General features: G+C 42.2%; 18 protein-coding genes, 16 tRNA genes and 2 rRNA genes. 27 read left to right on the forward strand and 9 right to left on the reverse strand.

Annotated elements, in window-relative coordinates; all coding sequences use genetic code 11:
* The 19 genes from GZA11_RS04395 to GZA11_RS04485 form a co-directional block, all read left to right on the forward strand.
* Positions 1 to 236, forward strand: a 23S ribosomal RNA gene (locus GZA11_RS04395); the annotation flags it as partial.
* 95 nt (positions 237 to 331) lie between these two features.
* Positions 332 to 448: ribosomal RNA gene (gene rrf, locus GZA11_RS04400) — 5S ribosomal RNA — on the forward strand.
* Positions 449 to 489: 41 nt separating this feature from the next.
* A tRNA-Glu gene (locus tag GZA11_RS04405) sits at positions 490 to 564 on the forward strand.
* 5 nt (positions 565 to 569) lie between these two features.
* A tRNA-Val gene (locus tag GZA11_RS04410) sits at positions 570 to 645 on the forward strand.
* 410 nt (positions 646 to 1,055) lie between these two features.
* Positions 1,056 to 1,131, forward strand: a tRNA-Thr gene (locus GZA11_RS04415).
* A gap of 242 nt (positions 1,132 to 1,373) precedes the next feature.
* Positions 1,374 to 1,449: transfer RNA gene (locus tag GZA11_RS04420), tRNA-Lys, on the forward strand.
* Positions 1,450 to 1,460: 11 nt separating this feature from the next.
* Positions 1,461 to 1,535 (forward strand) — tRNA-Gly (locus GZA11_RS04425).
* 12 nt (positions 1,536 to 1,547) lie between these two features.
* Positions 1,548 to 1,624: transfer RNA gene (locus GZA11_RS04430), tRNA-Arg, on the forward strand.
* 17 nt (positions 1,625 to 1,641) lie between these two features.
* A tRNA-Pro gene (locus GZA11_RS04435) sits at positions 1,642 to 1,718 on the forward strand.
* Positions 1,719 to 1,742: 24 nt separating this feature from the next.
* Positions 1,743 to 1,816, forward strand: a tRNA-Met gene (locus GZA11_RS04440).
* Between the two features lie 104 nt (positions 1,817 to 1,920).
* Positions 1,921 to 2,013, forward strand: a tRNA-Ser gene (locus tag GZA11_RS04445).
* 17 nt (positions 2,014 to 2,030) lie between these two features.
* Positions 2,031 to 2,104: transfer RNA gene (locus GZA11_RS04450), tRNA-Asp, on the forward strand.
* 28 nt (positions 2,105 to 2,132) lie between these two features.
* A tRNA-Tyr gene (locus tag GZA11_RS04455) sits at positions 2,133 to 2,217 on the forward strand.
* A gap of 32 nt (positions 2,218 to 2,249) precedes the next feature.
* Positions 2,250 to 2,325 (forward strand) — tRNA-His (locus tag GZA11_RS04460).
* 31 nt (positions 2,326 to 2,356) lie between these two features.
* Positions 2,357 to 2,431: transfer RNA gene (locus tag GZA11_RS04465), tRNA-Gln, on the forward strand.
* Positions 2,432 to 2,440: 9 nt separating this feature from the next.
* Positions 2,441 to 2,514: transfer RNA gene (locus GZA11_RS04470), tRNA-Cys, on the forward strand.
* Positions 2,515 to 2,585: 71 nt separating this feature from the next.
* Positions 2,586 to 2,659: transfer RNA gene (locus GZA11_RS04475), tRNA-Ile, on the forward strand.
* 153 nt (positions 2,660 to 2,812) lie between these two features.
* A tRNA-Asn gene (locus GZA11_RS04480) sits at positions 2,813 to 2,887 on the forward strand.
* A 167-nt stretch (positions 2,888 to 3,054) separates the two neighbouring features.
* Positions 3,055 to 3,795, forward strand: a complete 741-nt coding sequence (locus GZA11_RS04485; protein ID WP_038537462.1) for an SIS domain-containing protein — start codon at positions 3,055 to 3,057, stop codon at positions 3,793 to 3,795.
* Positions 3,796 to 3,835: 40 nt separating this feature from the next.
* On the opposite strand, the gene GZA11_RS04490 is transcribed toward GZA11_RS04485, so the two are convergent.
* The 4 genes from GZA11_RS04490 to GZA11_RS04505 all read right to left on the reverse strand — a co-directional run bounded on the left by GZA11_RS04490 (position 3,836) and on the right by GZA11_RS04505 (position 7,188).
* Positions 3,836 to 4,468: an FMN-dependent NADH-azoreductase gene (locus GZA11_RS04490; protein ID WP_038537461.1), complete on the reverse strand. Its 633-nt coding sequence runs from the start codon at positions 4,466 to 4,468 to the stop codon at positions 3,836 to 3,838.
* Positions 4,469 to 4,733: 265 nt separating this feature from the next.
* Positions 4,734 to 5,633, reverse strand: coding sequence for a DMT family transporter (locus GZA11_RS04495; RefSeq protein ID WP_163183056.1), 900 nt, complete (start codon positions 5,631 to 5,633; stop codon positions 4,734 to 4,736).
* 592 nt (positions 5,634 to 6,225) lie between these two features.
* Positions 6,226 to 6,705, reverse strand: coding sequence for a DUF2975 domain-containing protein (locus tag GZA11_RS04500; RefSeq protein WP_163183058.1), 480 nt, complete (start codon positions 6,703 to 6,705; stop codon positions 6,226 to 6,228).
* Between the two features lie 3 nt (positions 6,706 to 6,708).
* Positions 6,709 to 7,188: a DUF2975 domain-containing protein gene (locus GZA11_RS04505; protein ID WP_163183060.1), complete on the reverse strand. Its 480-nt coding sequence runs from the start codon at positions 7,186 to 7,188 to the stop codon at positions 6,709 to 6,711.
* Positions 7,189 to 7,493: 305 nt separating this feature from the next.
* On the opposite strand from GZA11_RS04505, the gene GZA11_RS04510 reads away from it, so the two are divergent.
* From GZA11_RS04510 to GZA11_RS04525, 4 genes are all read left to right on the forward strand, one after another.
* The gene (locus tag GZA11_RS04510) at positions 7,494 to 8,468 is read left to right on the forward strand and encodes an N-acetylglucosamine kinase (protein WP_163183061.1); all 975 of its coding nucleotides are present in this window, start codon (positions 7,494 to 7,496) and stop codon (positions 8,466 to 8,468) included.
* 57 nt (positions 8,469 to 8,525) lie between these two features.
* On the forward strand, positions 8,526 to 9,572 hold the full coding sequence (locus GZA11_RS04515) for a serine hydrolase domain-containing protein (protein ID WP_163183062.1): 1,047 nt from the start codon (positions 8,526 to 8,528) through the stop codon (positions 9,570 to 9,572).
* Between the two features lie 113 nt (positions 9,573 to 9,685).
* Positions 9,686 to 10,612, forward strand: a complete 927-nt coding sequence (locus tag GZA11_RS04520) for a DMT family transporter (protein ID WP_163183063.1) — start codon at positions 9,686 to 9,688, stop codon at positions 10,610 to 10,612.
* Between the two features lie 74 nt (positions 10,613 to 10,686).
* A complete protein-coding gene (locus tag GZA11_RS04525) occupies positions 10,687 to 11,427 on the forward strand; it encodes a polysaccharide deacetylase family protein (RefSeq protein WP_163183064.1) in 741 nt (246 codons plus the stop codon).
* A 426-nt stretch (positions 11,428 to 11,853) separates the two neighbouring features.
* Here the strand turns inward: GZA11_RS04525 and GZA11_RS04530 are convergent, their stop codons facing one another.
* From GZA11_RS04530 to GZA11_RS04550, 5 genes are all read right to left on the reverse strand, one after another.
* On the reverse strand, positions 11,854 to 13,041 hold the full coding sequence (locus GZA11_RS04530; RefSeq protein ID WP_163183065.1) for an aminotransferase: 1,188 nt from the start codon (positions 13,039 to 13,041) through the stop codon (positions 11,854 to 11,856).
* A complete protein-coding gene (locus tag GZA11_RS04535) occupies positions 13,038 to 13,541 on the reverse strand; it encodes an Lrp/AsnC family transcriptional regulator (protein ID WP_038537447.1) in 504 nt (167 codons plus the stop codon). Before GZA11_RS04535 ends, GZA11_RS04530 begins: the two co-directional genes overlap by 4 nt.
* 389 nt (positions 13,542 to 13,930) lie before the next feature.
* On the reverse strand, positions 13,931 to 14,746 hold the full coding sequence (locus tag GZA11_RS04540; RefSeq protein WP_163183066.1) for an N-acetylmuramoyl-L-alanine amidase: 816 nt from the start codon (positions 14,744 to 14,746) through the stop codon (positions 13,931 to 13,933).
* 345 nt (positions 14,747 to 15,091) lie between these two features.
* Positions 15,092 to 16,600 carry an N-acetylmuramoyl-L-alanine amidase gene (locus tag GZA11_RS04545; protein ID WP_163183067.1) on the reverse strand — a complete coding sequence of 503 codons (1,509 nt, stop codon included), beginning with the start codon at positions 16,598 to 16,600 and terminating at the stop codon, positions 15,092 to 15,094.
* A 121-nt stretch (positions 16,601 to 16,721) separates the two neighbouring features.
* Complete coding sequence (locus GZA11_RS04550; protein WP_163183068.1) at positions 16,722 to 18,023, reverse strand: NCS2 family permease; 1,302 nt, start codon at positions 18,021 to 18,023, stop codon at positions 16,722 to 16,724.
* A gap of 242 nt (positions 18,024 to 18,265) precedes the next feature.
* On the opposite strand from GZA11_RS04550, the gene GZA11_RS04555 reads away from it, so the two are divergent.
* The 4 genes from GZA11_RS04555 to GZA11_RS04570 all read left to right on the forward strand — a co-directional run bounded on the left by GZA11_RS04555 (position 18,266) and on the right by GZA11_RS04570 (position 25,892).
* Complete coding sequence (locus tag GZA11_RS04555) at positions 18,266 to 18,727, forward strand: hypothetical protein (RefSeq protein WP_051968219.1); 462 nt, start codon at positions 18,266 to 18,268, stop codon at positions 18,725 to 18,727.
* A gap of 433 nt (positions 18,728 to 19,160) precedes the next feature.
* Positions 19,161 to 22,271 (forward strand): efflux RND transporter permease subunit, encoded by a 3,111-nt coding sequence (locus tag GZA11_RS04560; protein ID WP_163183069.1) that lies wholly within the window; start codon positions 19,161 to 19,163, stop codon positions 22,269 to 22,271.
* 309 nt (positions 22,272 to 22,580) lie between these two features.
* Entirely contained in the window at positions 22,581 to 24,434 is a 1,854-nt protein-coding gene (locus tag GZA11_RS04565) for a bifunctional 2',3'-cyclic-nucleotide 2'-phosphodiesterase/3'-nucleotidase (protein ID WP_163183070.1), read from the forward strand.
* A gap of 186 nt (positions 24,435 to 24,620) precedes the next feature.
* Positions 24,621 to 25,892 (forward strand): dicarboxylate/amino acid:cation symporter, encoded by a 1,272-nt coding sequence (locus tag GZA11_RS04570; protein ID WP_163183071.1) that lies wholly within the window; start codon positions 24,621 to 24,623, stop codon positions 25,890 to 25,892.
* Positions 25,893 to 25,953 lie beyond the last annotated feature (61 nt).

Raw genomic sequence — 25,953 nt, forward strand, 5'->3', positions numbered from 1 at the left:
ACCGGGATGGACGCACCGCTGGTGTACCAGTTGTCTTGCCAAAGGCACCGCTGGGTAGCTATGTGCGGAAGGGATAAGTGCTGAAAGCATCTAAGCATGAAGCCCCCCTCAAGATGAGATTTCCCATAGCGTTAAGCTAGTAAGATCCCTGAAAGATGATCAGGTTGATAGGTCAGAGGTGGAAGCACGGTGACGTGTGGAGCTGACTGATACTAATCGATCGAGGACTTAACCAAATAAAAAAGTGATTGATTTCGCTTTTGGCGAGCTCGTTCTTCCCTACTTCTTCTGCATTATCTAGTTTTGAGGGAATGAACCTCAATTGAATAGGTCCGGTGGCAATGGCGAGAAGGTCACACCCGTTCCCATACCGAACACGGAAGTTAAGCTTCTCAGCGCCGATGGTAGTTGGGGCGAAAGCTCCTGTGAGAGTAGGACGCTGCCGGGCCAAGCCCCAATGGGGATTATAAATTTGCCAAAACTAATATTGGCCCCTTGGTCAAGTGGTTAAGACACCGCCCTTTCACGGCGGTAACACGGGTTCGAATCCCGTAGGGGTCACCATCTTTGGAGGATTAGCTCAGCTGGGAGAGCATCTGCCTTACAAGCAGAGGGTCGGCGGTTCGATCCCGTCATCCTCCACCATATTATGCATACCGACCGAGCTGCGGCTTGAAATAGCTTACTGAGGTCGGGATGACGAAAACAAAGTGCGTGTTGTAATTTAATTTTTTAATCGAATAAAAAATGCCGGCTTAGCTCAATTGGTAGAGCACGGCCGAATAAACATCTTGATGAAGCTTCAGCATACCGACCGAGCTGCGGCTTGAAATAGCTTACTGAGGTCGGGATGACGAAAACAAAGTGCGTGTTGTAATTTAGTTTTTTAAACGAATAAAAACGCCGGCTTAGCTCAATTGGTAGAGCACGGCCGAATAAACATCTTGATGAAGCTTCAGCATACCGACCGAGCTGCGGCTTGAAATAGCTTACTGAGGTCGGGATGACGAAACAAAGTGCGTGTTGTAATTTAATTTTTTAATCGAATAAAAAATGCCGGCTTAGCTCAATTGGTAGAGCAACTGACTTGTAATCAGTAGGTTGGGGGTTCAAGTCCTCTAGCCGGCACCATTAATTTTTTTTGCCTTTTTTGAGCCATTAGCTCAGTTGGTAGAGCACGATTGAATGAACATCTTGAATAAGCTTCAGCATACCGACCGAGTTGCAGCTTGAAATAGCTTACTGAGGTCGGGATGACGGAAACTTCTTTGGGTGACTTCGAGTTGTACACGCCGAGCTGCTTCTTGATTTAGCTTACTGAGGCGGGGACATCTGACAAACGGTTTTCAAAGATTAGGGGACTGTTTAAATATGAGCCATTAGCTCAGTTGGTAGAGCATCTGACTTTTAATCAGAGGGTCGAAGGTTCGAGTCCTTCATGGCTCACCATTGTAACTATTGCGGAAGTAGTTCAGTGGTAGAACACCACCTTGCCAAGGTGGGGGTCGCGGGTTCGAATCCCGTCTTCCGCTCCATTAAATAAATATGCGCCCGTAGCTCAATTGGATAGAGCGTCTGACTACGGATCAGAAGGTTATGGGTTCGACTCCTGTCGGGCGCGCCACTTAAATTTAACAGTTTCGGGAAGTAGCTCAGCTTGGTAGAGCACTTGGTTTGGGACCAAGGGGTCGCAGGTTCGAATCCTGTCTTCCCGACCAGTCGAAAGTATATTTTTACATAATGGCGGCGTAGCTCAGCTGGCTAGAGCGTACGGTTCATACCCGTAAGGTCGGGGGTTCGATCCCCTCCGCCGCTATAAAAAATCCAACCTATGGAGTGTACCTTCACTAAGCTAGTAATTCGATGAATAAGGCTTATTACTGCTGCCGCTGGTATGGTTTCTATAGGTTTTATTTATATGGAGGAATACCCAAGTCTGGCTGAAGGGGTCGGTCTTGAAAACCGAGAGGCGGTGAAAGCCGCGCGGGGGTTCGAATCCCTCTTCCTCCGCCATATACATATATGTTCATGGTCTGGTAGTTCAGTTGGTTAGAATGCCTGCCTGTCACGCAGGAGGTCGCGGGTTCGAGTCCCGTCCAGACCGTTCATTCATTTAATTAGATAGATTTCATGGAGGGGTAGCGAAGTGGCTAAACGCGGCGGACTGTAAATCCGCTCCCTCAGGGTTCGGCGGTTCGAATCCGTCCCCCTCCACCATTTTTCATTTGATACTCTATTTCTTTATTGTGGCGGTTGTGGCGAAGTGGTTAACGCACCAGATTGTGGCTCTGGCATTCGTGGGTTCGATTCCCATCAATCGCCCCATTATGATATAATTTCTTTGAAGTTTGATTATTGGGCTATAGCCAAGCGGTAAGGCAACGGACTTTGACTCCGTGATTCGCTGGTTCGAATCCAGCTAGCCCAGCCACTTTTGAATGGCAGCATAGCCAAGTGGTAAGGCAGAGGTCTGCAAAACCTTTATCCCCGGTTCGAATCCGGGTGCTGCCTCCAGAATCATGTAAAAAATAAATGAACAATTTTTGTTAATAAATGTTGAAAAAGTTTATAAATTGTATTATAATGGGCCTATAGCTCAGCTGGTTAGAGCGCACGCCTGATAAGCGTGAGGTCGATGGTTCAAGTCCATTTAGGCCCATCATTTTATATAATTATTCCGCAGTAGCTCAGTGGTAGAGACGAGCAATACTTCAAGATTTAACTGCGAGTTGTACACGCCTAGCCGCTTCTTGAATTTGCTTTCTGAGGCGGGGACACAAATTATGCAAAGAGTATGTTGAATCTTTATTATTCCGCAGTAGCTCAGTGGTAGAGCTATCGGCTGTTAACCGATCGGTCGCAGGTTCGAATCCTGCCTGCGGAGCCATTTATTTTAATAATAAGTTTAGATAATTTATACATATATGATTTAGCTCCCTTTATGAAAGGGAGCTTTTTTATTATTATAGAATGTATATAGTAATTCAAGAAGGATTCAATGGAGATTTTTTGTATAGATGAACGCGGATATATATTTGGCAGGGGGTGATACGGATGCTTTCTCAATATTTTGAAATAGCGAAGAAAAAAATTGAATTAGTGGAAAAGACAGAGAAAGGGAAAATGCAAAAAGTGGCGGAGAAGGTGGCGGAAGTGATTCAAAAAGGTGGAATTATCCAGCTTTTTGGCTGCGGCCATTCGCATCTGTTAACAGAAGAAGTATTTTATCGGGCAGGCGGTCTTGTACCGATTAAGCCCATTTTCGTCGAACCTTTAATGCTCCATGAAGGAGCGTTACGTTCGTCACAGTTGGAACGTCAAAATGATTATGCCGCAGAGTTTTTACATAAACAGGATATTCGTCCGGAAGATCTTGTATTTGTTTTATCTACCTCTGGACGCAATCCTGTACCAGTGGATGTGGCTTTGTTTGCAAAGGAAAAGGGGGCTTTTGTGGTAGGGATTACTTCGCTGGAATACTCGAAAAGCCAGCCTTCTCGCCATAAGAGTGGACGGCATTTATATAATTCCGTAGATGTTGTGATTGATAATCATTCCTCAAAAGGGGATGCTGCGTTATCGTATGAAAAAGTAATGGAACCATTTGGGGCAACTTCCACAGTGACAGGTGCGGTCATCTTAAATGCCGTATTAGCGGAAGCCATTAAGATTATGGCGGATAACGGTTTCCAGCCGCCAGTTTTCTTGAGCGGCAATATTGATGGGGCTGATGACCATAATCATCAATTAATAGAAAAATATCGCGGGAGAATTCCGTTACTATCAAATGCATAAAAAAGGCAGGGACTTACCCTGCCTATTAAATATATTCGTTTTATACTGGAACAGCTGATAGTTTTTTGGCTGCTTCCGCTACTTTTTCCAAACCTTCTTTAATAATGCGCTCTGCTTGGTCTGGGTTAGCATTGTGACCTTCAATAATGATCTCATCAATAATTTCCATTCCAAAGAAGTTAACGACATTCTTTATATAATTAACTGCCATTTCCATTGGTGCTGTTTCTGGTGTGGAGTAAATGCCACCACGTGCACTTAAAATTACTGCTTTTTTGTCTTTCATTAAGCCGACTAATTGGCCATTTTCATCATATTTGAAGGTAAAGCCACTTTGGAAGATATAATCAATGAAAGTCTGTAATTTAGCAGGGATCGTTAAATTCCAAAGAGGGAAGGCAAAGACAACAATATCTGCCGCAGAGAATGCATCCATCGCTTTTTGCTTTGCAGCTAAAATTCGTTGTTCGATGTCTGTCAATGCTTCACCGGATTGTGTTTTTGCAAAAGCATTAAATAGATCTTGTCCGAAATAAGGCATATCTTCGGCAAAGACATCGAAAGTTGTTACGTTCACCCCTTCTAAATTCTCGATGAATGTTTCATACATTTTACTAGAAACAGCTTCAGATGCTGGACGATTATTACCTTTAACTACTAAAATATTTTTCATTATCATTCTCCTTTTTGGTTTTCTTAGAAGTAAATTATTTCGAATTAATAATATATGAATTTGTAATATACGTCAAACGAAAAATACTGTTTTTATTTTGGTAAAATTAGTTTAATTTGGTTAGCGAGGCATGGCTCTTCTCTCGAATGCGGTTGCTTTTGGGCATGTGTTCCAACGGAAATAAATAAGCTCTCCGATCTTTTCTATCGAAGAGCCTATCCAGAAGCCTTTCTGTTTTGTTTGATAAATCTGTGAACCTGGTTCCTTATTGTGATAAAGTACTCGATGCTTGCTTTCCTTCTCTTTTTTGTTTTTGGGTCATGAAGAAGAAGACCCCTAAGAGAACAAGGACTCCTCCGGCAATCTGCCAGTTCGTTAGCTGTTCGCCAAGTATGAGGAAAGCTAGAATCGTGGACCCTACTGGTTCTCCTAAAATACTCATCGAAATAGTAGTGGCGTTGACATAATTTAATAACCAATTGTTAATGACATGGCTAATGGTCGGAACAATGGCTAGTAGTAGGAAAATTCCCCATTCTCTTGCTGGATAATTGGTAAAGGGCACATTGGTTACTAGATTGTAGATGACAAGAACAATAGAAGCACTTAAAAATACACAAAAACTATAAATCCAGTGGGATAATTGTTTGACGATTGTTTGTCCTATAAATAAGTAACCAACAACGGCGATTACGCTAAAGAAGGAGAGGATGTCTCCTTTGATGGCTGTTTGGCTTAGCCCGAAGTCCCCCCAGCAGATCATCATGGCTCCAGCAATGGCAATTCCCATCGTGGCTAATGCTGTCGCATTGGTTCGTTCTTTAAAAAGAAAGAACCCGCCTATTAACGATATAATCGGCTGCAAGGCAAGGATGATGGTGGAGCTTGCCACCGTAGTAAATTTTAAAGAGCCGAACCAGAGCACGAAATGAAAAGCTAAAAACACACCTGAAAAAAATAAAAAGGCGCCATTTTTGGGATTGATTTTTCTCCATTCGTGCCGGTTTAGCCAAACCATCGGTGTTAATAATAAACTAGCAAATATCATGCGATACATACTTAGTATTGATGCCGGAGCATCTGACCATTTGACAAAAATGGCTGAAAAGGAAATGGCAACGATCGAAATCATGAGCGGTAAACTGATGGATCTTGGTGCTTTCATGGTAACTTCCTTTCTGTACTTCCGTGGGAACGGTAGATAAAGGTTTCTAAATCATTTTATGAACATACTATATCATATTTATCACCCTTTATTTTGGATTTTTTAATAAGAAGTTCATAGAATTGTTGAATAATGGTGAGTGTTGCGAACGATCTCCATGTTCAATATAGTGTATTGAGAAAATATATGTTTTGCATTCTTTAAATGATGTTTCCAGCCGGTCTACAGTTCAAAGACGACTTGAATTACTAGTAGAGAAAGCTTGATATATAAAGGGGGAAAGTAACGGCAGTTTTTTGATTAATTCCTCCACTCTATTTCTTTTGAAGAGTGGATAAGAATAAAAATATGGAGGACCTTAACAAACAACATGCCATTGTCGCTAAATTCATTTCAATTCTTTGTGGAAGTCTCTGAGTAAATAACATCATAAACGCAAAGACGGGATAGCTTAATGACTATCCCTTTCATTATTTATCGACTAAATATAAATTGATTGTCTAATTTATTGAGTTTCTTCGTCACTTTGGTACTCCCAAATATCATCTGGCTACCCTCATATTCATATATTCATAACTGCCATATCCTCTACCTAGATCGTCAAATCATTTTCTGATTTTATGTTAATCGCTTCTTGTAGAAACCGTTGGAGAATAACAGCAAAAACGGCGATAACCAACGAAGCAAAAATGATGATGAGTCCTATTAATCCAATAGGAGGATCAACTTTCTTCCCTATAAAATATAAGAGTGGCAAACCTAATCCATACAAACCACTGATTGTCATCGCACAGTACTTTATGTTCTTTAATGCCTTTACAGATAATTCCGAGAACGCTGTCTTCTCGTCAATGTACCGTAAAAGGTTAAAAGCTTGATAGAGAGCAAAGTAAAAAGGCACAGCTGCTCCATACATCACGATGAAAACAAGATATTTCATATAAGCTTTATCTGGATACAATTCTCCAACAAAATTCCCAAACTTAGGCACTAAAATGAGGCACAATGCAAGAATCGCCATTCCAATAAGAATAATTGCTAATTTTAAAAACAAAATGGATGTATTTTTCATTTATCATTCCTCTTTTTTATCTAGGAAATCTTTGATTGGCTTTTGAAGTACGTCCATAATGGCTGCAATGATACTTGTTGCCAAAATACCCATTAAACTTAATGAAATGGGACCTGCCACATCCTCACCTGTCACTTTTACAAGCACCGCTAAGCTTACAATTCCTAACAAAATGAGGAAAATGACTGTAAAAGCACATTTTTTTATAACCTTTAAAGAATTAATGGATAACTCGGAGAATGCATGATTCCTTTCGATATAAGTTAATAGTTTAAATGCTTGGTATAACGCAATAGAAAAGGTAATACAAAATCCATATGCACATACTAAAAAAGGGATGAGAAAATAGGCTGTATCTGGATGTGTCTTTGCATCTTTAATGGCCATTTCAGGTAACCAATAAATACACAAAGCTAATATCGCCACTCCAATCAGAAAAATAATGACCTTTAAAAAAGTGGTTGAACCATGTTTAACACTCATTTAAAAGCACCTCACTGATTTCATGATAAAGTGACTATAACATATGTTTTATCGTTTTACAATAAATTATTATTGTATTTAATTATATTATTATTGTTATCCTTTTTATTCAAAGTAAATAATTTTGTTTAAATTCCATTCTTTATCAGTGATGCCTTATCGAAATACATTGTGGCAGATGCAGGTTATGGCTAATGAAAATTTTCATCTTAGAAATTATGGTAGGTTTTATCAATCTCCTAACTAATATTTATCTGAATTGTGTTAATATTTAAAGTATATCTGTGGACAGGGAGGGAAGTTTTGTGTTTGTTCTTGGTATTGATGGGGGAGGGACAAAAACCATTGGTGTCCTGTGTGATCATAATGGGCGGGTGTACTCTCGTGCCGTCGTTGGACCGACCAATCCAAATAGCTTAGGGTATGAACGTGTAGAAACCGAAATTCAAAAACTACTAGATAGTATTAGAGAACAGACACCAGATCGCTTTGCGAAGGTGACCAGCTTTTTTGCAGGAATGTCGGGCGGTGACAGGGAAGAGGATAAAAGGAGAATGAGCGGACTTTTTCAACCATACTTGCCCGAAGGTTGTCAGGTTCAGGTGGATCATGATGCGGTGAATGCACTATATTCTGGAACATTGGGAAAACCGGGTGTGGTTCATATTAGCGGAACGGGATCCATAACATTTGGTATCAGTGCACAAAACACCCGTACAAGAGTGGGAGGCTGGGGGTTTTTATTAGGGGATCCGGGTAGCGGATACTCCATTGGCAATCGGGCTGTAAAAGCCATTTTTGATGAATATGATGGATTAGGAGAAAAGACGATCCTAACCTCCCTTATCCTTCATCATTTTCACTTGGGCCATGTACCGGGGTTAATTCCTATCATTTATGATATGAAAAAAGCAAGGGAAATCTTGGCTTCATTAAGTCGATTCGTGTTTCTGGCTGCCGAACAAGGGGATCATGTTGCTAAACAAATTCTACATAAAGCTGGCCAGGAGATGGCTGAGTCCATTCGTGCCCTTATTTTAAAATTATATCAAGATGAACCGAACCATGAAACCATTCCAGTTGTTCTGGCAGGCGGGATTTTTAATAAGGCGGATTGGTTTGTCCCAGTCATTGAAGATAATCTGCAATTTGATTACCTGCAAACGAAGTTGATTTTACCAGAATTGCCTCCTGTGGCCGGTTCTGTAATAGCGGCCCTGCAGCAGGCTGGTGTGAAAATTACTGATTCCTTCATCCATTCCTTTAAACAAGAGGCATGATTATGAATCTGGAAAAAGATAGCCACCTAATCAAGGGAAATGGCGGTGAATGATTGGATGAAAACGAAGGTTCTTGATTTTTTGCAAAAGGAAGTGGACCTAAAGCATATTCCAGGTGCGGTCATTCATATTTCCTATCAAAAGCAAGTGGTATTGCAAGAGGCGATTGGGCATAGAAGGGTGTTCCCCGAGAAGGAACCGATGGAATTAGATACGGTGTTCGATCTTGCTTCATTGACCAAGGTAGTGGCGACATTGCCCGTGACATTAAAGCTACTGGAAAATGGAGACATTCGTTTGGATGATCCGGTTTCTTATTTTATCCCATCGTTTGGTCAAAATGGCAAGGAATCGATCACGATTAGACATTTGCTTACCCACACTTCTGGTCTCCCTGCACATAAGCGATATTATTTAGAGAATTTGAATGCGGAGCAGATTTTTACAAAAATTTGTCAACAGGAGTTAGAAGCGTCGATTGGTCAAAAAGTGATCTATTCGGACTTAGGGTTGATTACCCTTTATAGAGTAATAGAAACGATAACAGGCGAGAAATTTGATAAATATGTAAAACAGGAAATTTTTGAACCGCTTGGCATGGTGGATACCGGATTTAATTCTATTTTTCCCAAACATCGTTTTGCGGCAACGGAATATTGTGAGAAATTACAAGATTACAAGTGTGGGATTGTCCATGATGAAAATACGGAGAGCATGGGCGGAGTCAGTGGGCATGCTGGACTTTTTTCTACGGTATCCGATTTGGCGAAATTTGCTTCGATGATAGAAAATAACGGTGTTTATCAAGGGAAAAGAATTTTATCGGAGCAGGCTCTGCGACTAGCGAGACAAAACTTCACCCCATTTGATCAAGAATACCGCGGCTTAGGGTGGATCTTGAAGAGTCCAGCCTATTCATCCTGTGGGGACTTTTTTTCACCTTTCTCATACGGACACACCGGCTTTACGGGAACAAGTATCTGGTTTGACCCGGAAATCGATCTTCATGTAATCTTGTTAACCAATCGGGTTCATTTTGGACGTCAAGACCATATATTACGAATTCGGCCGAGGCTACATAATTTGATTCGTGCGCATCTTTAAAGGAGTAAACCAGCCCATGTCATATGCGGATGTGCCCCTTCATATCAATCTTTTCAATTGAAGTATTTCGGTTACCGTGATAATATTGGGTAAATGTGGAAGGGGTGAAGAGATTGAACACGAAGAGTTTTCTATTCGCATCGATCACAGTTATCATTTGGGCATCTTCTTTCCCTGCCATTCGGATGGTTCTTCATGAAGGCTATTCACCTGGACATCTCGTCCTAACTAGGTATTTCATTGCATCAGTCATCTTTGCGATTTATGCGATGTGGCCAGGTGTTAAATTTCGGCTTCCCGAAAAAAAGGATCTTCTTCCAATTGCCGTTCTTGGGTGGACAGGGATTAGTCTTTATCATATAGGAGTAACATTTGGTGAAGAAACAGTGTCAGCTGGTACGGCTGGAATGATTGTTGGTGCTGCACCAATTTTTACATCATTGATTGCCGTATTTTTTTTAAAAGAGAGGATTAGCTTGTTTGGCTGGCTAGGATTGGCTTTAGGATTTGCCGGAATTGCGATCATTACCATGGCTGACTCAGCGGGACCGGTTTTTCAGATGAATAAAGGGGTTCTCTTCATCTTAATGGCTGCTTGTGCGACTGCAGTCATGTTCGCTTATCAGAAACCACTGTTAAAACGCTATTCTTCCATTGAATTGACTGCTTATTTCACTTGGGTGGGAACGATCCCGTTTTTCTTTTTTTCTCCTGGAATGATAGAGGGTCTTCAACAAGCGACACTGGAGGCACATTTAGCGACGATTTATATAGGTATCTTTCCAACCGTGATAGGATATGTCACTTGGGGACTCGCGCTTTCTTCTGGAAAAGCAAGCTCCGTTACAAGCATGCTATATATTGAACCGGTATTCGTCATTGTTCTGGCATGGATTTGGTTGAACGAGTGGCCGAGTATGGTTTCCCTTATTGGCGGTGCTATTGCCATCTCTGGGGTCTTGGTCATTCATATGCTAGGCTCCAAACAGTTTCGCCGGAGAAAACAAAACAGGCCCCATACTGGCACGATTAAATGTTAAAGGACGATGTCAATAATTAGGAAATGTTAGCGGAATAATAAGAGGAGAATTCTTCCGAGATCAGGTGAGGTAAGATGAAAAAATATTTATTATTCTTGCTGGCATTTTTTTATTTTGGATGGGGGCTATCTGTTTCACCAGTAGCTGCCAAGCAGAAAGTGCCCATTTTAGTTTATCATTCGATTGCTGAATATACAGGGACGGGGGAGAAGGAGTTATATGTAACCCCTGAACAATTTGAAAAGCAGATGAAGTATTTGCGGGACCATGGCTTTACTTTCTTAACTTTTGAACAATGGGATGATTTGAAAACCGTAAAAAAACCGGTTTTTATCACCTTTGATGACGGATATAAAAATAATTTGAAAGCCTTTGAGATTTTTCAAAAACTAAAGACACCCTCCTTTCAGCCTGTTGGCACCATTTTTGTCATATCTGATTTTATCGGCTGGCCCAATCGATTATCAGCTGAGGATTTGAAAAAACTGGCTGAATCAGGCTTTTTCTCCATCCAGTCCCATACGGCTACCCATCCGGATTTAACGAAACTAACAAAATTTACCCATGAATTGAAGGAATCCAAAGAAAAGATTGAACGGATAACCGGTAAACCGGTGGTAGCGTTGAGTTACCCATACGGAAGCTTCAACGACAAAGTCGTGGAGGAAACAAAAAAGTATTACCAATTCGGTATAACCACCACACCTGAGCTTTATTCGGAAAAAGGGATAAAAAATGAACGATACTATATTCCACGCCTTTACGTTAAATATTCCACAGCTCTCGATGAATTCGCTAAGCTAGTTGGAAACTAAGGGATGAAAATGGGGATATGCTGAACATTTTGCATGATTAAATGAAGGATTGTGGAAAGACAAGGTACGGAGATATTTAGTGAATGAATTCAAACGATTGGAGAGCACAAGAACTCAAATTAGGGAAAAATAAAAAAGCGAAGGATTCTCTCATTCATGAGACCTGCGCTTTTTTATTAACTGAAGAAAAAAATCATTTCGATCTTAAAAAAGTCTAGCTCCAGTCCTCTAGCGGCGAGACGCCTTCGCTCTCCGCCCTACGATAAGTCAACATCGAATCGCCTGTCGTCTCTTCGTGTTTCCTATATCTCAGTTGGAGATCACCACAAGGAAGGCTACGACAGCATCCACATCGCACGACCGAAAGCGTTAAGCTTTTGGGAGGAAGCCATACGACGCTGAGCAGGGGGCTTTCGCTTTTCTATATTACAGGGTCACTAGTTTTTTGGATTTAATGAATCGTTGGATTCGCTTCATTGCTTCCTGTAGTTGTTGCATGGAGGTGGCGTAACTGCAGCGTATGTATCCTTCTCCGCTTTCACCGAAGACATTGCCTGGCACGACCGCCACCTTTTCTTGCATGAGCAGCTCCTCTGCGAACTGTTCGGAACTAAGTCCGGTTGACTTGATGGAAGGGAACACGTAAAATGCCCCGCCTGGCATATGACAGTCCAAACCCATTTCGTTTAGTGTCTGCACCATATAATTGCGTCGTCTGCGGTAGCTGGCGCGCATGGCTTCTACTTCATGGTAGCCGTTTCGAAGCGCCTCAATGGCCCCGTGCTGCATCATGTGAGGGGCACACATGGTTGTGTATTGGAATATTTTCAGCATAACCGACACTAGTTCACTTGGTGCGGCAAGGAAACCGAGACGCCAGCCAGTCATAGCAAATCCCTTGGAGAAACCGTTGATTAAAATCGTCCGCTCATACATGCCGTCCACCGCCGCGAAGCTGGTGTATGGCTCATCTTCATATACAAGCTCGGAATAAATTTCGTCAGAAAGGACGATGAGGTCATGTTTTTCAATTACTGCTGCAATGGCCTCAAGTTCGGACTTGTTCAGCATACTGCCAGTAGGATTATTTGGTGAGCACAGTAAGATTGCTTTTGTCCGTTCTGTGATGGCCGCCTCTAATTGCTCAGGAGTCACTTTAAAACCATTATCTGGAGAAGTGGAGATGGCAACCGGCTTACCACCCGCAATGGACACCAATGGTGCGTACGAAACGAAGGTTGGCTCGACAATGAGCACCTCATCTCCTTGGTTTAAAATAGCCCGAAAGGCAAGATCGAGCGCCTGGCTGGCACCAATTGTCACGATGATTTGGTTAGTTGGGTCATAGTGAACGCCAAATCGTGTGCTTAAATACTTAGAAATTTCCTCACGTAGTTCAAGCAGCCCAGCGTTGGCCGTATAGGAAGTGTAACCTTGCTCCAGTGAAAGGATGGCCGCTTCCCGAGTGCCCCATGGTGTAATAAAATCGGGCTCTCCCACTCCAAGTGAGATGACGCCTTCCATGCTGGCAGCCAGATCAAAAAATTTTCGGATGCCAGATGGTTTTAAGTCTTTTACTACTTCTGAAAAATAATACGAATACTCGTGTTTCATGGGGATACCACCATTCTGCGATCTTTCTCGTCTCCGCCTTCAAAAATCACTCCATCATGCTTATATTTTTTCAACATAAAATGGGTGGTCGTTGACACGACACTTTCGATTGGCGACAATTTTTCAGAGACAAATTTGGCAATTTGGTGCATGGTTCTTCCTTCTACGGTGATGGAAAGGTCGTAGGCGCCAGACATTAAATATAGAGAGGATACCTCTGGAAAACGGGCGATCCGTTCAGCAACCTCATCGAATCCAACCCCGCGTTTAGGCGTGACCTTGACATCGATCATCGCTACCACATTTTCTTGTCCATCTACCTTGCTCCAATCAATTAATGTTGGATAGCTCATGATAATTTTTTCATCTTCTAGTTTTTTAATCGTTTTTTTAACCGTTTCTTCGCTTACCATGGCCATTAAAGCAATCGTTTCCACGGGCAGACGATGGTTTTCTTCTATAATCCTTAAAATTTCTAATTCTTCCTGTGTAAGTTTCATTTTTGCAGCTCCTTAGCTTTTCATAATACTCTGATTTTAATCCCAACAGGGAGGTTCTGTCCAATGGAATTGTACCCTTTTATGCAAATTTTATTATTTTAGAAAAATATTTGTTTGATTTTTTTGAAAACTAGTATTAATTAGTATTTTAGTATTACGTGTTTTGCGGGAAGGCCTTTTATTTCATGCATATAGGGTCTCTTTACCTCGTACTTTTTCCCTTTGAACCCGCTCATAAGAGAAGCGAGTCGTATTTTTAGGAGTCTAACAAGCCATATGTAACCATCCATTTGTACCGAATCAACCATGACCTTTTGCATAGTTTATTAAAAAAATAAGGCCGCCATTTTCCATATGGCGGTAAGTGTTATGAAATGATAGGACCTTTATTACGTTAGGATGAAAACATCTTTGAACCCGGATTTTTTGAGATGAGCCATTCGTTGTTCCGCGTTTTCTCGGTTAGAAAAGACTCCCGCTTGGGCACGATACCAGATATCATCTGAAATATTTGCGGTTTCAACTAATGCTTTGAAACCTTTTGCTTGTAAGGCAGTGACACGATTCTTTGCATTGTCAAAAGATTGAAAGGACCCGGCAATGATTTTATACGATTTGCCAGGGATAGGAATGGTCAGCACAGGGGAGTAGTTTTTTTTCTTTTGTAGTTGAAAGGCGATGGCAAGGCCATTGGCATGACCTTGGGCAACGTTTTGCCGCCAAGAGGGTTGTTTCATGAGTACCGCATCTTGACTGTTGCTGATAAAGCCGTTTTCCGTTAAAAGGGCTGGCATGGTTGTCTCACGGAGCACATGAAAGTTTGCTTTTTTCAGGCCGCGGTCTTTTAGGCGATTCATTTTGATGACTTCATCATGGATAATCTTTTGATAGTTTGCTGCTTTCGATGAGTTTGATAGGCCGGAGTAAATGTAATCCTCATATCCGCAAGCCGAACGATCAGCTGCATTCATATGAATGGATAAATACAAATCTGCTCCCCATGCGTTGGCTTCACTCGAACGTGCACTTAAACTCTTCGTTACATCGCTTGTCCGACTCAACTTCACCTCAACCTTTTCATAATCATTCAAAAGAATATCCCGAAGTCTCATCGCAATATCCAACGTAATATCCTTTTCACGAAGTCCATTCCCCTCGGCACCAGGATCTTTGCCCCCATGCCCTGGATCCAAATAAAGTTTCATACGATCATCTCCCTTTTTATAATTTCATACAAATGGTGTCAGGGACAAACCACTGATATTTGTACGCGTACAGTAGACAAATTTTCCAAGAGTAATGTAATGTCCACGTGGAGTGGACAAATCGAGGTGTTGTCTTTTTAGGTGTCCTGACACCTTTTATATAGGAATTAGAAGGGTAGATGGACAGGGGGGAGGGGGGAATTTTTTTATTGGAGGGGGGGAGTGAAACTAATCAAACGTTTGATTGGGAAGGTTGGATGATTTTAATTGAGATTTTTGTAGATAGGATTTAACCAAACGTTTGATTAGTTTATTTACGATTATGAAGTCAACCATATCAGGAATTTATAACTGAATCTCTTTTTGAAGATTTTCAAGGTTTTGGGCTGAGAAGCGAAGCATTCGTTTGTACAGGTCTAATATTGATTGTCCATAGGTGGTGCCTGGTACTGCCCATTTTCCGTTTAAATCGGTCCATGTTGGAGCAGAACCTCTTTCCACTAAGTGAAAGCGCGGGTCTACTAATGGATATTGATTTGGTAATGGGGTTGCGGTGGCATAGGCAAATAGATGCTGCAAATGGGCGATGACACCTTCTTCTGGTGTTTGAAAAGTAGCTCCTGAACGATCTGGCCCTGTTGCACCAATACCAGCATAGTTATTTTGACTAGGCTGAACGATTCCTGTAAAACGGAAAAAGTCTGTTTCATGAAGGGCTTGGGCAAAGGCAATGTCCCCTCTTATTCCATAATATTCTCCAATGGTGAAATACAGATTTCCCAGTTCAGGAGCATTAGGATTGACGGTTTTTACAAAGTCGTTCATTTGTTTAGGAGACAAAATGGTCGGGCCGAGAATCGGAAACCCTTGGGTACTCGGTGGTTGTGGCGAGTTACCTGAATTTTCACCGTTATTTTCATTTTGTCCGTTGCCAGCTCCTCCGGTGGAACCGCTGTTCGAGCCTGTACCAGAACTACCTCCATTGTCGCGAGGTGGGCTGGCAGGCGATGAACCTTTACTGTTTCCACTGCTACCTCCATCATCAACTACAATGAATGAATCAGTAAATCCAGCTTTTTTAACAAGTGTTAAATGCTTGTCTGCATTTTCGCGACTTGAAAATGCACCTACCTGTACACGATACCAGGTGGTTCCAGAAATCGTTGTTGTCACTACAAAAGCATCAAATCCCTTGGCTCGCAGTTGGGTAACTTGTTCGTCTGCGTTTTTTCTTGCCTTAAAGGACCCAGCCATAACTTTATAAAGTGTCCCAGGCTTTGGAGCAGGTGTTGGTACGGGGGTGGTTACCGTCTTTCTTTTTAATCCAAAAGCAATGGCCAATGCATTTGCATGCCCCCGGGCTACCTTTTGCCGCCAGGACGACTGTTTCATTAGTGCCGCGTCATGCGCATTGCTAATAAAGCCATTTTCGGTTAAAACGGCAGGCATTTTTGTTTCCCTTAGTACATGAAAATTGGCCTGTTTTTTGCCACGGTCCCTCAGTTCATTCACTTTCATGACCTCAGCATGGATGATATCTCGAACTCTCTTGGATTCGGAAGAGGCACCAGGATAAATATAGTCTTCATAGCCTTGGGCTGAGCTACCAGCAGAATTGATGTGAATAGAAAGATAAAAGTCGGCCCCAAATGCATTGGCCTCCTGTGTTCTTTGGCTTAAACTCTTGGTGGTATCCCCGGTACGACTCATGCGTATTTCCACATTTTGATACTCATTCAACAAAATATCACGAAGCTTCAGCGCAATATCCAGCGTAATATCCTTCTCATTCAGTCCATGGCCTTGAGCACCCGGATCCGAGCCGCCGTGCCCTGGATCTAAATAAAGCTTCATTTTATTTCCTCCATTCTTTTTTCCTTTCTATTTTATGCGAAGAATAGCATACGGTTTGGGCTGTGTGCCAGTGCCACCTTTTTAGAAAAAGAAAAAATGGCTTGGAAACCCAAGCCATTTTTTAATGTGGTAAAAATGCCAGCTGGATAAAGAACAGAACCGCAAAAACATAAACGAGTGGGTGAACTTCACGCCATTTTCCTTTGAAAATTTTTAAGAGCGGATAGCTGATGAAGCCAATAGCAATTCCAGTAGCAATACTAGATGTCAGTGGCATAGCAAGAATCGTCATAAAAGCCGGGAATGCTTCGTCGAGATCATTCCAGCGAATTTTGGCGATGCTGCCCATCATCAGACTGCCGACAATAATAAGTGCTGGCGCAGTAATCGCGGATAGACCAGAAACGGCGCTGACAAGTGGTCCGAAAAAGGCTGACAGTAAAAACAGAACGGCTATCGTAAGGGAAGTTAGTCCCGTCCGACCGCCGGCAGCCACGCCTGATGAAGATTCGATATAGGCCGTAGTGGGGCTTGTACCAAACATGGCTCCAACTGCTGTTCCAATGGAATCGGAAAGCAATGCTTGACGGACACGCGGCATTTTTCCATTTTTCATAAGTCCTGCTTGATTCGCAACCCCGATCATCGTTCCGGTGGTGTCAAAAATAGTGACCAGAATGAATGAGAATACAACCGCGTAAAGGCTATGCTGGATGACGTCGCCAAATGCGGTAATAGGATTGGTGATCATTAGTCCCTCTGGAAGAGAAGGTATGGCGACCCATCCTTCTTTAAATGACAGTTGGCCAGTAAAATAGGCAATGACCCCAGTGATAATCATTCCGAAGAATAACGCTCCATTCACTCTAAGTACCATTAAGATTAATGTAACGGCAAGTCCGATCAGAGTTAGAACGGCAGAAGGAGCATGTAGATCGCCAAGGCCAACGAGATTGGTCGGGTGAGCGGTAATAATTTTTGTTAACCGTAGTCCGATAAAAGCAATGAAAAGGCCGATCCCAGCCGTTATTCCATGCTTAAGATTATCTGGAATGGCATCAATTAATTTTTCTCGAAAAGGTGTGAGAGACAAGATCACAAACAGAATACCGGCAACAAAAACAGCGGCAAATGCGGTTTCATAGCTAATATTTTGACCGCCTCCAACAACGGAGTAGGCAAAGTAGGCGTTTAACCCCATTCCGGGTGCGATAGCAATCGGGTAGTTTGCAAAAAGTGCCATCCATAGTGTACCTAATACCGTTGCAATGATGGTTGCCATGAACACTTGCTCGAAAGGAACGCCGGCATCAGATAGAATAACGGGATTCACGACGACGATATAAACCATTGTAAAAAACGTGGTGATCCCAGCCAGTAATTCCGTCTTTACACGGGTTTGATTCTCAGCTAATTTAAACATCGTAAAAAACTCCTTTAAAACACGAACAATAAATTAAATACTTTACTATATTATTCGCCCTTTCAAAAAATATCAATAGTTTATTTTACCATCCCCTATTTTTTCTTCTTTTAACAGGGTGTCAGGCACTGTTCGTGGGCATTGTCCACGTAGGGAGGCTAGATTGTATTCATTTACGACTATTTGGACGTGGCTCATCATATTCATTGGTAATAGGAGCTTAATCGATAAAGGAGACCGTGATGAAAAGAAAGCATGTTCCGTTAAAGGGCGTTTTTATTGGGATTATTTTGGTGATCCTCGTGTTTTTACTCGTTAGGTGTGTTTTTGACACATCTGAACAAGAGGCATTGGAGGTAGTGGACGAGTTTTACCGTTATGAGCAAAAAGGAGATTTTGCTCAATCATGGCAGTTGTTTCATTCTTCTATGAAACAAAGATTCTCTAAGGGACATTATATCCAGGACCGGGCCCATGTTTTCATGAATCATTTTGGAGTCGAAACCTTTACCTATACAATTGGTGAGCCAGAAAAACTGGAAGAATGGAAAATCTCCAAAGATCAACCTGCTTTAACTAATGTCTATAAATTCCTTGTCACTCAAACTTATAAAGGAAAATATGGTAACTTTGACATCCAACAAGAAGTCTTCGTGGTTCAAGAAAAAGAAAAATGGAAGATTATGTGGGATTACAACCATTAGGAATGCAGTTTAATAAAAATAGGTAAAAAGAAACTATTATTCTGATTATGAAAAAGATATTAAAAAATAGGGAACTAAAAACTCCGATCCTTATCGGGGTTTTTTTTTTTATGTATAGCTTTTGGAAGGGGCCAAGCTACCGATCATTGAACAACCATTCACATGATGGATGATATCCACATGAGTGCCTGTCACCAATCTTACTTGTATCCGTAACTTTTGTTTTATATAGTAGAAATGTGTAAGGAAGATATTGACATCATGTGTCGATATTTTATGTAGAATAAAGTTGCTCCTTTCTCATTAGAGAGATTTATTGGTGATTTTTCTGGTGTTGTTTTGGTTATTATGGTATTGATTTTTATAAAAAGATTTGGCTTTTGGATATTGGAAGCGGTTATTTTGTAATGGCGGTTGAAAGGGGTTTACGCATTTGAGAATTAGTCATTTTTCCATTAGAAGACCGGTTTTTACGCTGGTGACCATGTTTTTAGTTTTGATTCTTGGAGCGGTATCGCTCTTGAATATTCCGATGAAACTCATTCCTGAAATCAGTCCGCCGGTCGGTGTGGTGGTGGCGTCCTATCCGGGGGCCGGGCCCAATGAGGTTGTTGAGAAGGTAACGAAGCCGCTTGAAGCCAACCTCTCGACTCTGCCAGGTCTTAAAACGATGACTTCAATTTCGCAGGAAGGGGCCTCCCTGATTTTATTGCAATTTTCTTGGACGACAGACATAGATGAAATTCAGGATGAAGTCATCCAGAGGCTGGATATGACTCCCCTCTCGGATGATATTGAAAACCCACGGTTCTTGAAGTTTGACCCGGCACAATTTCCGGTTATTCAGCTTTCGCTTCGGGCTTCTGATATTCAGGGAGCAGACAGTGCTACGGAAAACAAGGAAGGCGAAGCCTCTCTCCGTGAACTTGCTGAGCAGTTGAAGCTTGAGCTTATGAAGGTAGATGGGGTAGCTGCCGTGAACCTCTCAGGCACTTCGGTTAAGGAGGTACGGGTTGAACTGGATCAAGCGAAGCTCCAGACCTACCAGCTGACCCAGTCAGATATTGTAGATCTGATTAAAGCTAACAATATTTCCCTTCCTGGTGATACGATTTTAACGGAAGGAAAAGAGCTGACAACCAGAGTCATTAGCACAATTGATTCGATCGAGACCCTTAAAGGGCTGACAGTTGGTATACATCCACTGGATGGTTCGCCGCTTAAGCTCTCCGATGTGAGCCGAATTACACTTGTCCCAGCCGATGACCGGACGATCACTCGGACTAATCAGTCACCATCCGTGCTGCTCAGTGTTTTGCAACAGTCGGATGCTAATACGGCCCAAGTTTCAAAAGAGTTCATAAAACGGTTGAATGAACTTCTGGAAAAAGAAAAATATAAGGGAATCGAGTCCGATATCCTTTTTGACCAAGGGGATTATATACGGATGGCCGTTGGCAATATTGCCAATTCCTTAATTGTTGGTGGCGCCTTGGCAATGCTGGTTTTGTTCCTATTTTTAAGAAATATCAAAAGCCCGCTGATTATCGGAATTGCGATTCCATATTCCGTCATCGTCACATTTGTGCTCATGTATTTCTCCCATTTTACCTTAAATATTATGACCCTTGGCGGTTTAGCACTTGGGATTGGGATGCTTGTTGATAACGCCATTGTTGTTATTGAAAACATTAACCGCCACCTGACCCTTGGAAAGAACCCGAAGGAGGCGGCTCTAGATGGAACGAAAGAGGTGGGCGCTGCCATCACCGCTTCGACGTTGACCACAGTGGCTGTATTTCTTCCGGTTGTTTTTCTATCCGGGATTATCGGCCAATTGTTTACGGAGTTTGCCTTGACGATTTCCTTTAGTTTGGCGGCTTCGCTGTTTGTTGCCTTGACGGTTGTACCGATGCTAGCAAGCCGATTTTTAAGAAAGCCGATAAAAATCCGTTATGACCGCCGGCATAAAAATAGCTGGCCGAAAATTTTGGAGCGTTCTGTCCGTTGGTCACTAAAACATCGGGGGACTGTTTTGATCTTTGCTTTCATTTTCTTTGTACTCGGCTGTTTTGGTTTGACGACAGTAGGTACACAATTTTTACCCAATACAGATGAAGGTTTTTTCAGCATAAAGGTTAAGCTTGAAAATGGTGCGGCATTGTCTGAAACCGAAAAGGTCATTGCGGCGATGGAAAAAGAACTGCAAGGGGAGAAAGATGTTGAAACCTATGTCAGTTTGATCGGAACGACCCAGGAACAATCTTTCCGAGGTACTACTCAAGGGAATGTGGCTGAGCTTTATGTGAAAATGAAAGACCTAAATAAGCGCGAACGATCCACTTTTCAGTTTGTGGATGATGTAAAGGCAGAAATGGAAAAAGCAGCACGTGGTTCGAACCCAACAGCAAAGCTTTCCTTTAATCTGCAATCCACTTCAGGTTCAAGCCCTAATACACTTACGTTTCAGGTGAAAGATACGAATGAGACTCGCTTGAAGAAGTCTGTTGATCAAATCTTTCAAGCTTTAAAAGACATGGATCAAGTGAATGAAGTGTCAACAGATGTGATGAAGCAAGTCGATGAGATACAAGTAACAGTAGATCGTGAAAAGGCACTAGCACATGGTTTTGTTCCTGCCCAACTTGCGAAGGTGGTGGGCGATATCACCCGTGGTGTTCAAGCGACACAAATGGTGACGAAAGATGGGGATGTTCAAGGTGTTTTTGTTGAATATGACCGGAACGTGACTAGTAACTTAGACCAATTAAAGGGTCTTCTTTTGAAAAAACCGGATGGTACCTATGTCACGCTTTCGGAAGTGACGACGATTGAACGAAAAAGCGGGCCGGTGGACATCCACCGGATCAACCAGCAGCCAGCCGTTCAATTTACGGTAAAGTATAAATCGACGACCAATTTGGGGGCGATTTCGAAGGAAGTAGATAAAGAAATTGCCAAGCTGAATCTGCCTGAGGAAACAGATGTTGTTTTCAGCGGGGAACGCGAGCTGCTTGAATCATCAATAGATGATTTGATTTTGGCGTTCGTCCTTGCCGTTGTATTCGTTTATCTCGTAATGGCTGCTCAGTTTGAATCATTGAAATACCCGTTTGTCATTATGTTTACGGTGCCATTAATGGTCATCGGTATGGCCGCTGCCCTAACGGTGACAAGAACACCGATTGGGCTGACTGCTATCATTGGAGCGATTGTTCTGGCCGGGATTGTCGTCAACAATGCCATCGTGATCGTTGACTTTATTAATCAGAAAAAAGCCGCTGGCATGGATAAAATGGAGGCCATCGTTGTATCGGTCAAAGAACGGGCCCGTCCTATTTTAATGACTGCCTTGACAACAATCCTCGGACTAATCCCTCTTGCCCTCGGGATTGGAGAAGGTACCGAAATTAACCAGCCAATGGGCATCACCGTCATAGGAGGACTTATCAGCAGCACCTTCCTCACCCTCTTTGTCATCCCTGTCGTCTACAGCCTCTTCGACAAGGAGAGAAAAAAAACTCAAGGGAGGAGAAAAAGGTAATGAAGGTGTCAGGTATCCATTTCTATTTTCTGAAATGGGTGTCTGACACCTATTTTTTTGGTGTAGAAGGTTTTATGGTAAAGGTCGTTTTGTATTTGGATAAGATAGAAAATGGCTAACATTGAGAACTCTAGGCAAGTACTCTAGCGGCGGGAAGCCTTCGATTTGACTTTCGTCTCATCTTGTTTCCTTTTTCTCAGTTGGATACCACACCAAGGGAGCTATCCAATTTGGAAGGAGGTTATACGCCACCTAACAGGGTGCAGACACTATTAACGGATGTCGTTGATGGAGAAGGGAGGAGGTCTTATGGTACAACTTCGTTTGCTTGAGACAACAGATTTGCATGTTCATCTGGCTAACTATGATTACTATCAAACAAAAGAAGACCACACGGTTGGTTTGGTGAAAACGGCCACGCTTATTCAACAAGCCCGTAGCCAGGTGAAAAATTCCTTGTTGTTTGATAACGGTGATTTTATCCAAGGCAACCCTCTTGGTGATTACCTCGCGAGGGTGAGGGGCATAAACGAAGGTGACATCCATCCGGTTATTCGCGCGTTTCATACACTTCAATATGATGCTATTACAATCGGAAACCATGAATTTAATTATGGTTTAGATTTTTTAACTAAAGTGCTTAGCCAGGCAGAGATGCCTATTGTAAATGCGAACATTTATGATGCCAAAACTGAAAAACCGTATTTTGAGCCTTATGTTATTTTGAACAAAAAGGTCTTGGATGAAAATGGTCAAATAGACACTTTAAAGGTGGGCATCATAGGATTTGTACCGCCCCAAATCATGGAGTGGGATAAGGGAACCCTAGAAGGAAAAGTCATTGTCCATTCTATCGTTGAAACGGCGAAAAAATATATTCCAGAGATGAAAAACAAAGGGGCAGATGTCATTGTTGCCCTGGCCCATACAGGAATTAGTGCGGATCCCTATATACCGAACATGGAAAATGCCGCTTACTATTTATCGCAAGTGGAGGGAATAGATGCGGTGCTAGCTGGTCATTCCCATCATCTTTTTCCAGGTCCTGAATTTAGGGGTGTACCTAATATTGACTTGGAAAAAGGAACGATTCATGGAAAGCCGGTAGTGATGGCGGGTTCGTTCGGCAGTCATCTAGGTGTGATTGACCTAACACTTCAGAAAAAGAACAACAAATGGGAGATCGTTGATAGCCTTAGTTTGGTACGGCCTATTGCTGATGCTCATGGCCATTCTCTCATTGAAGCAAATGAGGCCGTAATGGCAGATATTTTCCCTGAACATCAAGCAACGATAGAATACGTCAACAGGCCAATCGGAGAAACAACTGCCCCGATTTTTAGCTACTTTGCGCTTGTGCAGGATGACTCAGCTGTTCAGATTGTCAACGATGCACAAACGGAGTATCTCTCGGAAAAATTAAAGGATTTTTCCTTCCATCCATTTGCTGGGATTCCAATACTTTCTGCTGCGGCTCCCTTTAAAGCAGGAGGACGAGGAGGCCCCGATTTTTACACAGATATCCCCGCCGGAACATTGGCGATCAAAAATATCGCCGATCTATATTTGTATCCGAATACATTGCAGGCTGTATTGGTGAATGGGAGACAGTTGAAGGAATGGCTGGAAATGAGTGCAGGACAGTTCAATCGAATAGATCCGGGAAAAAGTGGGGAGCAGCCTTTGATTAATCCCTATTTCCCATCATTTAATTTTGACATCATTGATGGAGTGGAGTATCAAATTGATGTCACCCAACCGGCAAAATATGATGTGAATGGGTGTTTGGAGAATCCTGATTCAAACCGGATCGTGAATCTGAAGTATAGGGGGAACCCGGTTAGGGATGACCAAATGTATATTGTTGCAACCCACAACTACCGGGCATCTAGCACAACCTATCCTGGGGTCCGTGAAGGTAAAGTCATTTTCACGTCACCGGATGAAAATCGACAAATTCTCACAGATTACATTCGAAAAAATAAAATCATCAACCCAACCGCTGACGGAAACTGGTCTATTGCTCCATTTCACGGGGTAGCGAAACCCATTTTCTACACCTCTCCAAGAGCCAAAACATATGCGGCCCAATATAAAAACATCCAATACATTGGTGCTGAAAAAAACTTTGCCAAATACATGATCCATATTGGCTTTTCATAAAGTGTCAGGCACCATTTGTCTTTTTGGATGGACAAATGGTGGGGAGAAAGGCTTACATTGTTATTAGTAGATTTCCTATTTTTGGTTGGATTCTGAGGTAATAAAATTATTTACGCTCGGCATGAATTGGGGTATGATTTCAAGTGTGAAAAATTGTGTTTACTCTTGCGAAAGGCAGTGACCCATTTGAAGTTTTTGAGAAATTATCGTTTTACGCTTATTTTATTATCTGCTATTTTACTTGGAGGGGTGGCAGGTATTTATTTTGGACCGAAGGCTGCTGTGGTTAAGCCATTCGGTGATCTATTCTTAAACTTAATGTTTATGATGATCGTGCCACTAGTATTTTTCAGCATTGCTTCAGCCATTGCCAACATGAATGGCATGAAGCGTCTTGGAAAAATCATGGGCAGCATTCTACTTGTTTTCCTTTTAACTGCATCTGTTTCTGCGATTCTCGGATTTGCAGGCACATCGATTATTCACCCAATTGAACCTTCTGATATCGATGCAATTAAGCAGGTGATGAGTGGGGCAGAAGTAGCGGAGGAAACCGAGCAGCCTTCATTCCTTACCCAGTTGGTTAATACCTTTACTGTGTCGGATTTTAATTTGTTGCTCTCAAGAAGCAATATGTTGCAGTTGATTGTCTTTGCGCTGTTCTTTGGAATTTCGACAGCACTGGTCGGGGAGAAAGCAAAGCCAGTTGCGGACTTTTTATCAGCTGCAACAGGGGTCATGATGAAAATGGTCAGCCTCATCATGTATTATGCTCCAATTGGTTTGGGATGTTATTTTGCGGCAGTCATTGGTGAACTTGGACCGCAAATTCTCGAAGGCTATGCTCGTTCGTTCGTACTCTATCTCATTTTGACTGTCATCTATTATTTTGGATTTTTTACTTTATATGCTTTTATCGCCGGCGGCAAAGCTGGTGTGCAAGTTTTTTGGAAAAATGCGATCACACCATCAGTCACAGCCATTGCCACTTGCTCTAGCGCCGCTTGTATTCCTGTAAACCTGGCGGCGGTGAGAAAAATGGGGGTTCCAAAGGATATCGCAGAGACGATTATCCCGCTTGGAGCCAACACGCATAAGGATGGTTCGGTTTTCGGTGGTGTTTTGAAAATTGTTTTCCTTTTTGCTTTGTTTGGTAAAGATCTAACAAGTGTTTCGAATATTTTAAGTATCCTTGCTGTTGCCTTTTTAGTTGGTGCTGTCATGGGGGCGATTCCAGGTGGTGGGATGATTGGCGAAATGCTGATTATCAGTGTATATGGCTTCCCACCTGAAGCTCTGCCAATTATTGCCGTTATTAGTACGATCATCGATGCACCAGCCACCCTGTTGAATTCTACTGGAAATACCGTGTGTGCGATGCTCGTTACTCGTCTTGTCGAAGGGAAAAAATGGCTTGAACAAGCTCTAAAAATAAAAGACAGAGAAGAAACAGCCTAACACCGGTCGAGATGAATCAAAAAAACCTTCTCCAAAGCGAGAAGGTTTTTTTATGCGGAAT

The organism is Neobacillus sedimentimangrovi, from assembly GCF_010614825.1.
In the GTDB taxonomy this organism is placed as follows: domain Bacteria; phylum Bacillota; class Bacilli; order Bacillales; family Cytobacillaceae; genus Neobacillus; species Neobacillus thermocopriae.

What these genes read in the sequence shown, in the direction of transcription:
- GZA11_RS04485 (WP_038537462.1), top strand. Translation starts at nt 3,055, where the DNA reads ATGCTTTCTCAATATTTTGAAATAGCGAAGAAAAAAATTGAATTAGTG.
- GZA11_RS04490 (WP_038537461.1), bottom strand. Translation starts at nt 4,468, where the DNA reads ATGAAAAATATTTTAGTAGTTAAAGGTAATAATCGTCCAGCATCTGAA.
- GZA11_RS04495 (WP_163183056.1), bottom strand. Translation starts at nt 5,633, where the DNA reads ATGAAAGCACCAAGATCCATCAGTTTACCGCTCATGATTTCGATCGTT.
- GZA11_RS04500 (WP_163183058.1), bottom strand. Translation starts at nt 6,705, where the DNA reads ATGAAAAATACATCCATTTTGTTTTTAAAATTAGCAATTATTCTTATT.
- GZA11_RS04505 (WP_163183060.1), bottom strand. Translation starts at nt 7,188, where the DNA reads ATGAGTGTTAAACATGGTTCAACCACTTTTTTAAAGGTCATTATTTTT.
- GZA11_RS04515 (WP_163183062.1), top strand. Translation starts at nt 8,526, where the DNA reads ATGAAAACGAAGGTTCTTGATTTTTTGCAAAAGGAAGTGGACCTAAAG.
- GZA11_RS04525 (WP_163183064.1), top strand. Translation starts at nt 10,687, where the DNA reads ATGAAAAAATATTTATTATTCTTGCTGGCATTTTTTTATTTTGGATGG.
- GZA11_RS04530 (WP_163183065.1), bottom strand. Translation starts at nt 13,041, where the DNA reads ATGAAACACGAGTATTCGTATTATTTTTCAGAAGTAGTAAAAGACTTA.
- GZA11_RS04535 (WP_038537447.1), bottom strand. Translation starts at nt 13,541, where the DNA reads ATGAAACTTACACAGGAAGAATTAGAAATTTTAAGGATTATAGAAGAA.
- GZA11_RS04540 (WP_163183066.1), bottom strand. Translation starts at nt 14,746, where the DNA reads ATGAAACTTTATTTGGATCCAGGGCATGGGGGCAAAGATCCTGGTGCC.
- GZA11_RS04545 (WP_163183067.1), bottom strand. Translation starts at nt 16,600, where the DNA reads ATGAAGCTTTATTTAGATCCAGGGCACGGCGGCTCGGATCCGGGTGCT.
- GZA11_RS04550 (WP_163183068.1), bottom strand. Translation starts at nt 18,023, where the DNA reads ATGTTTAAATTAGCTGAGAATCAAACCCGTGTAAAGACGGAATTACTG.
- GZA11_RS04555 (WP_051968219.1), top strand. Translation starts at nt 18,266, where the DNA reads ATGAAAAGAAAGCATGTTCCGTTAAAGGGCGTTTTTATTGGGATTATT.
- GZA11_RS04565 (WP_163183070.1), top strand. Translation starts at nt 22,581, where the DNA reads ATGGTACAACTTCGTTTGCTTGAGACAACAGATTTGCATGTTCATCTG.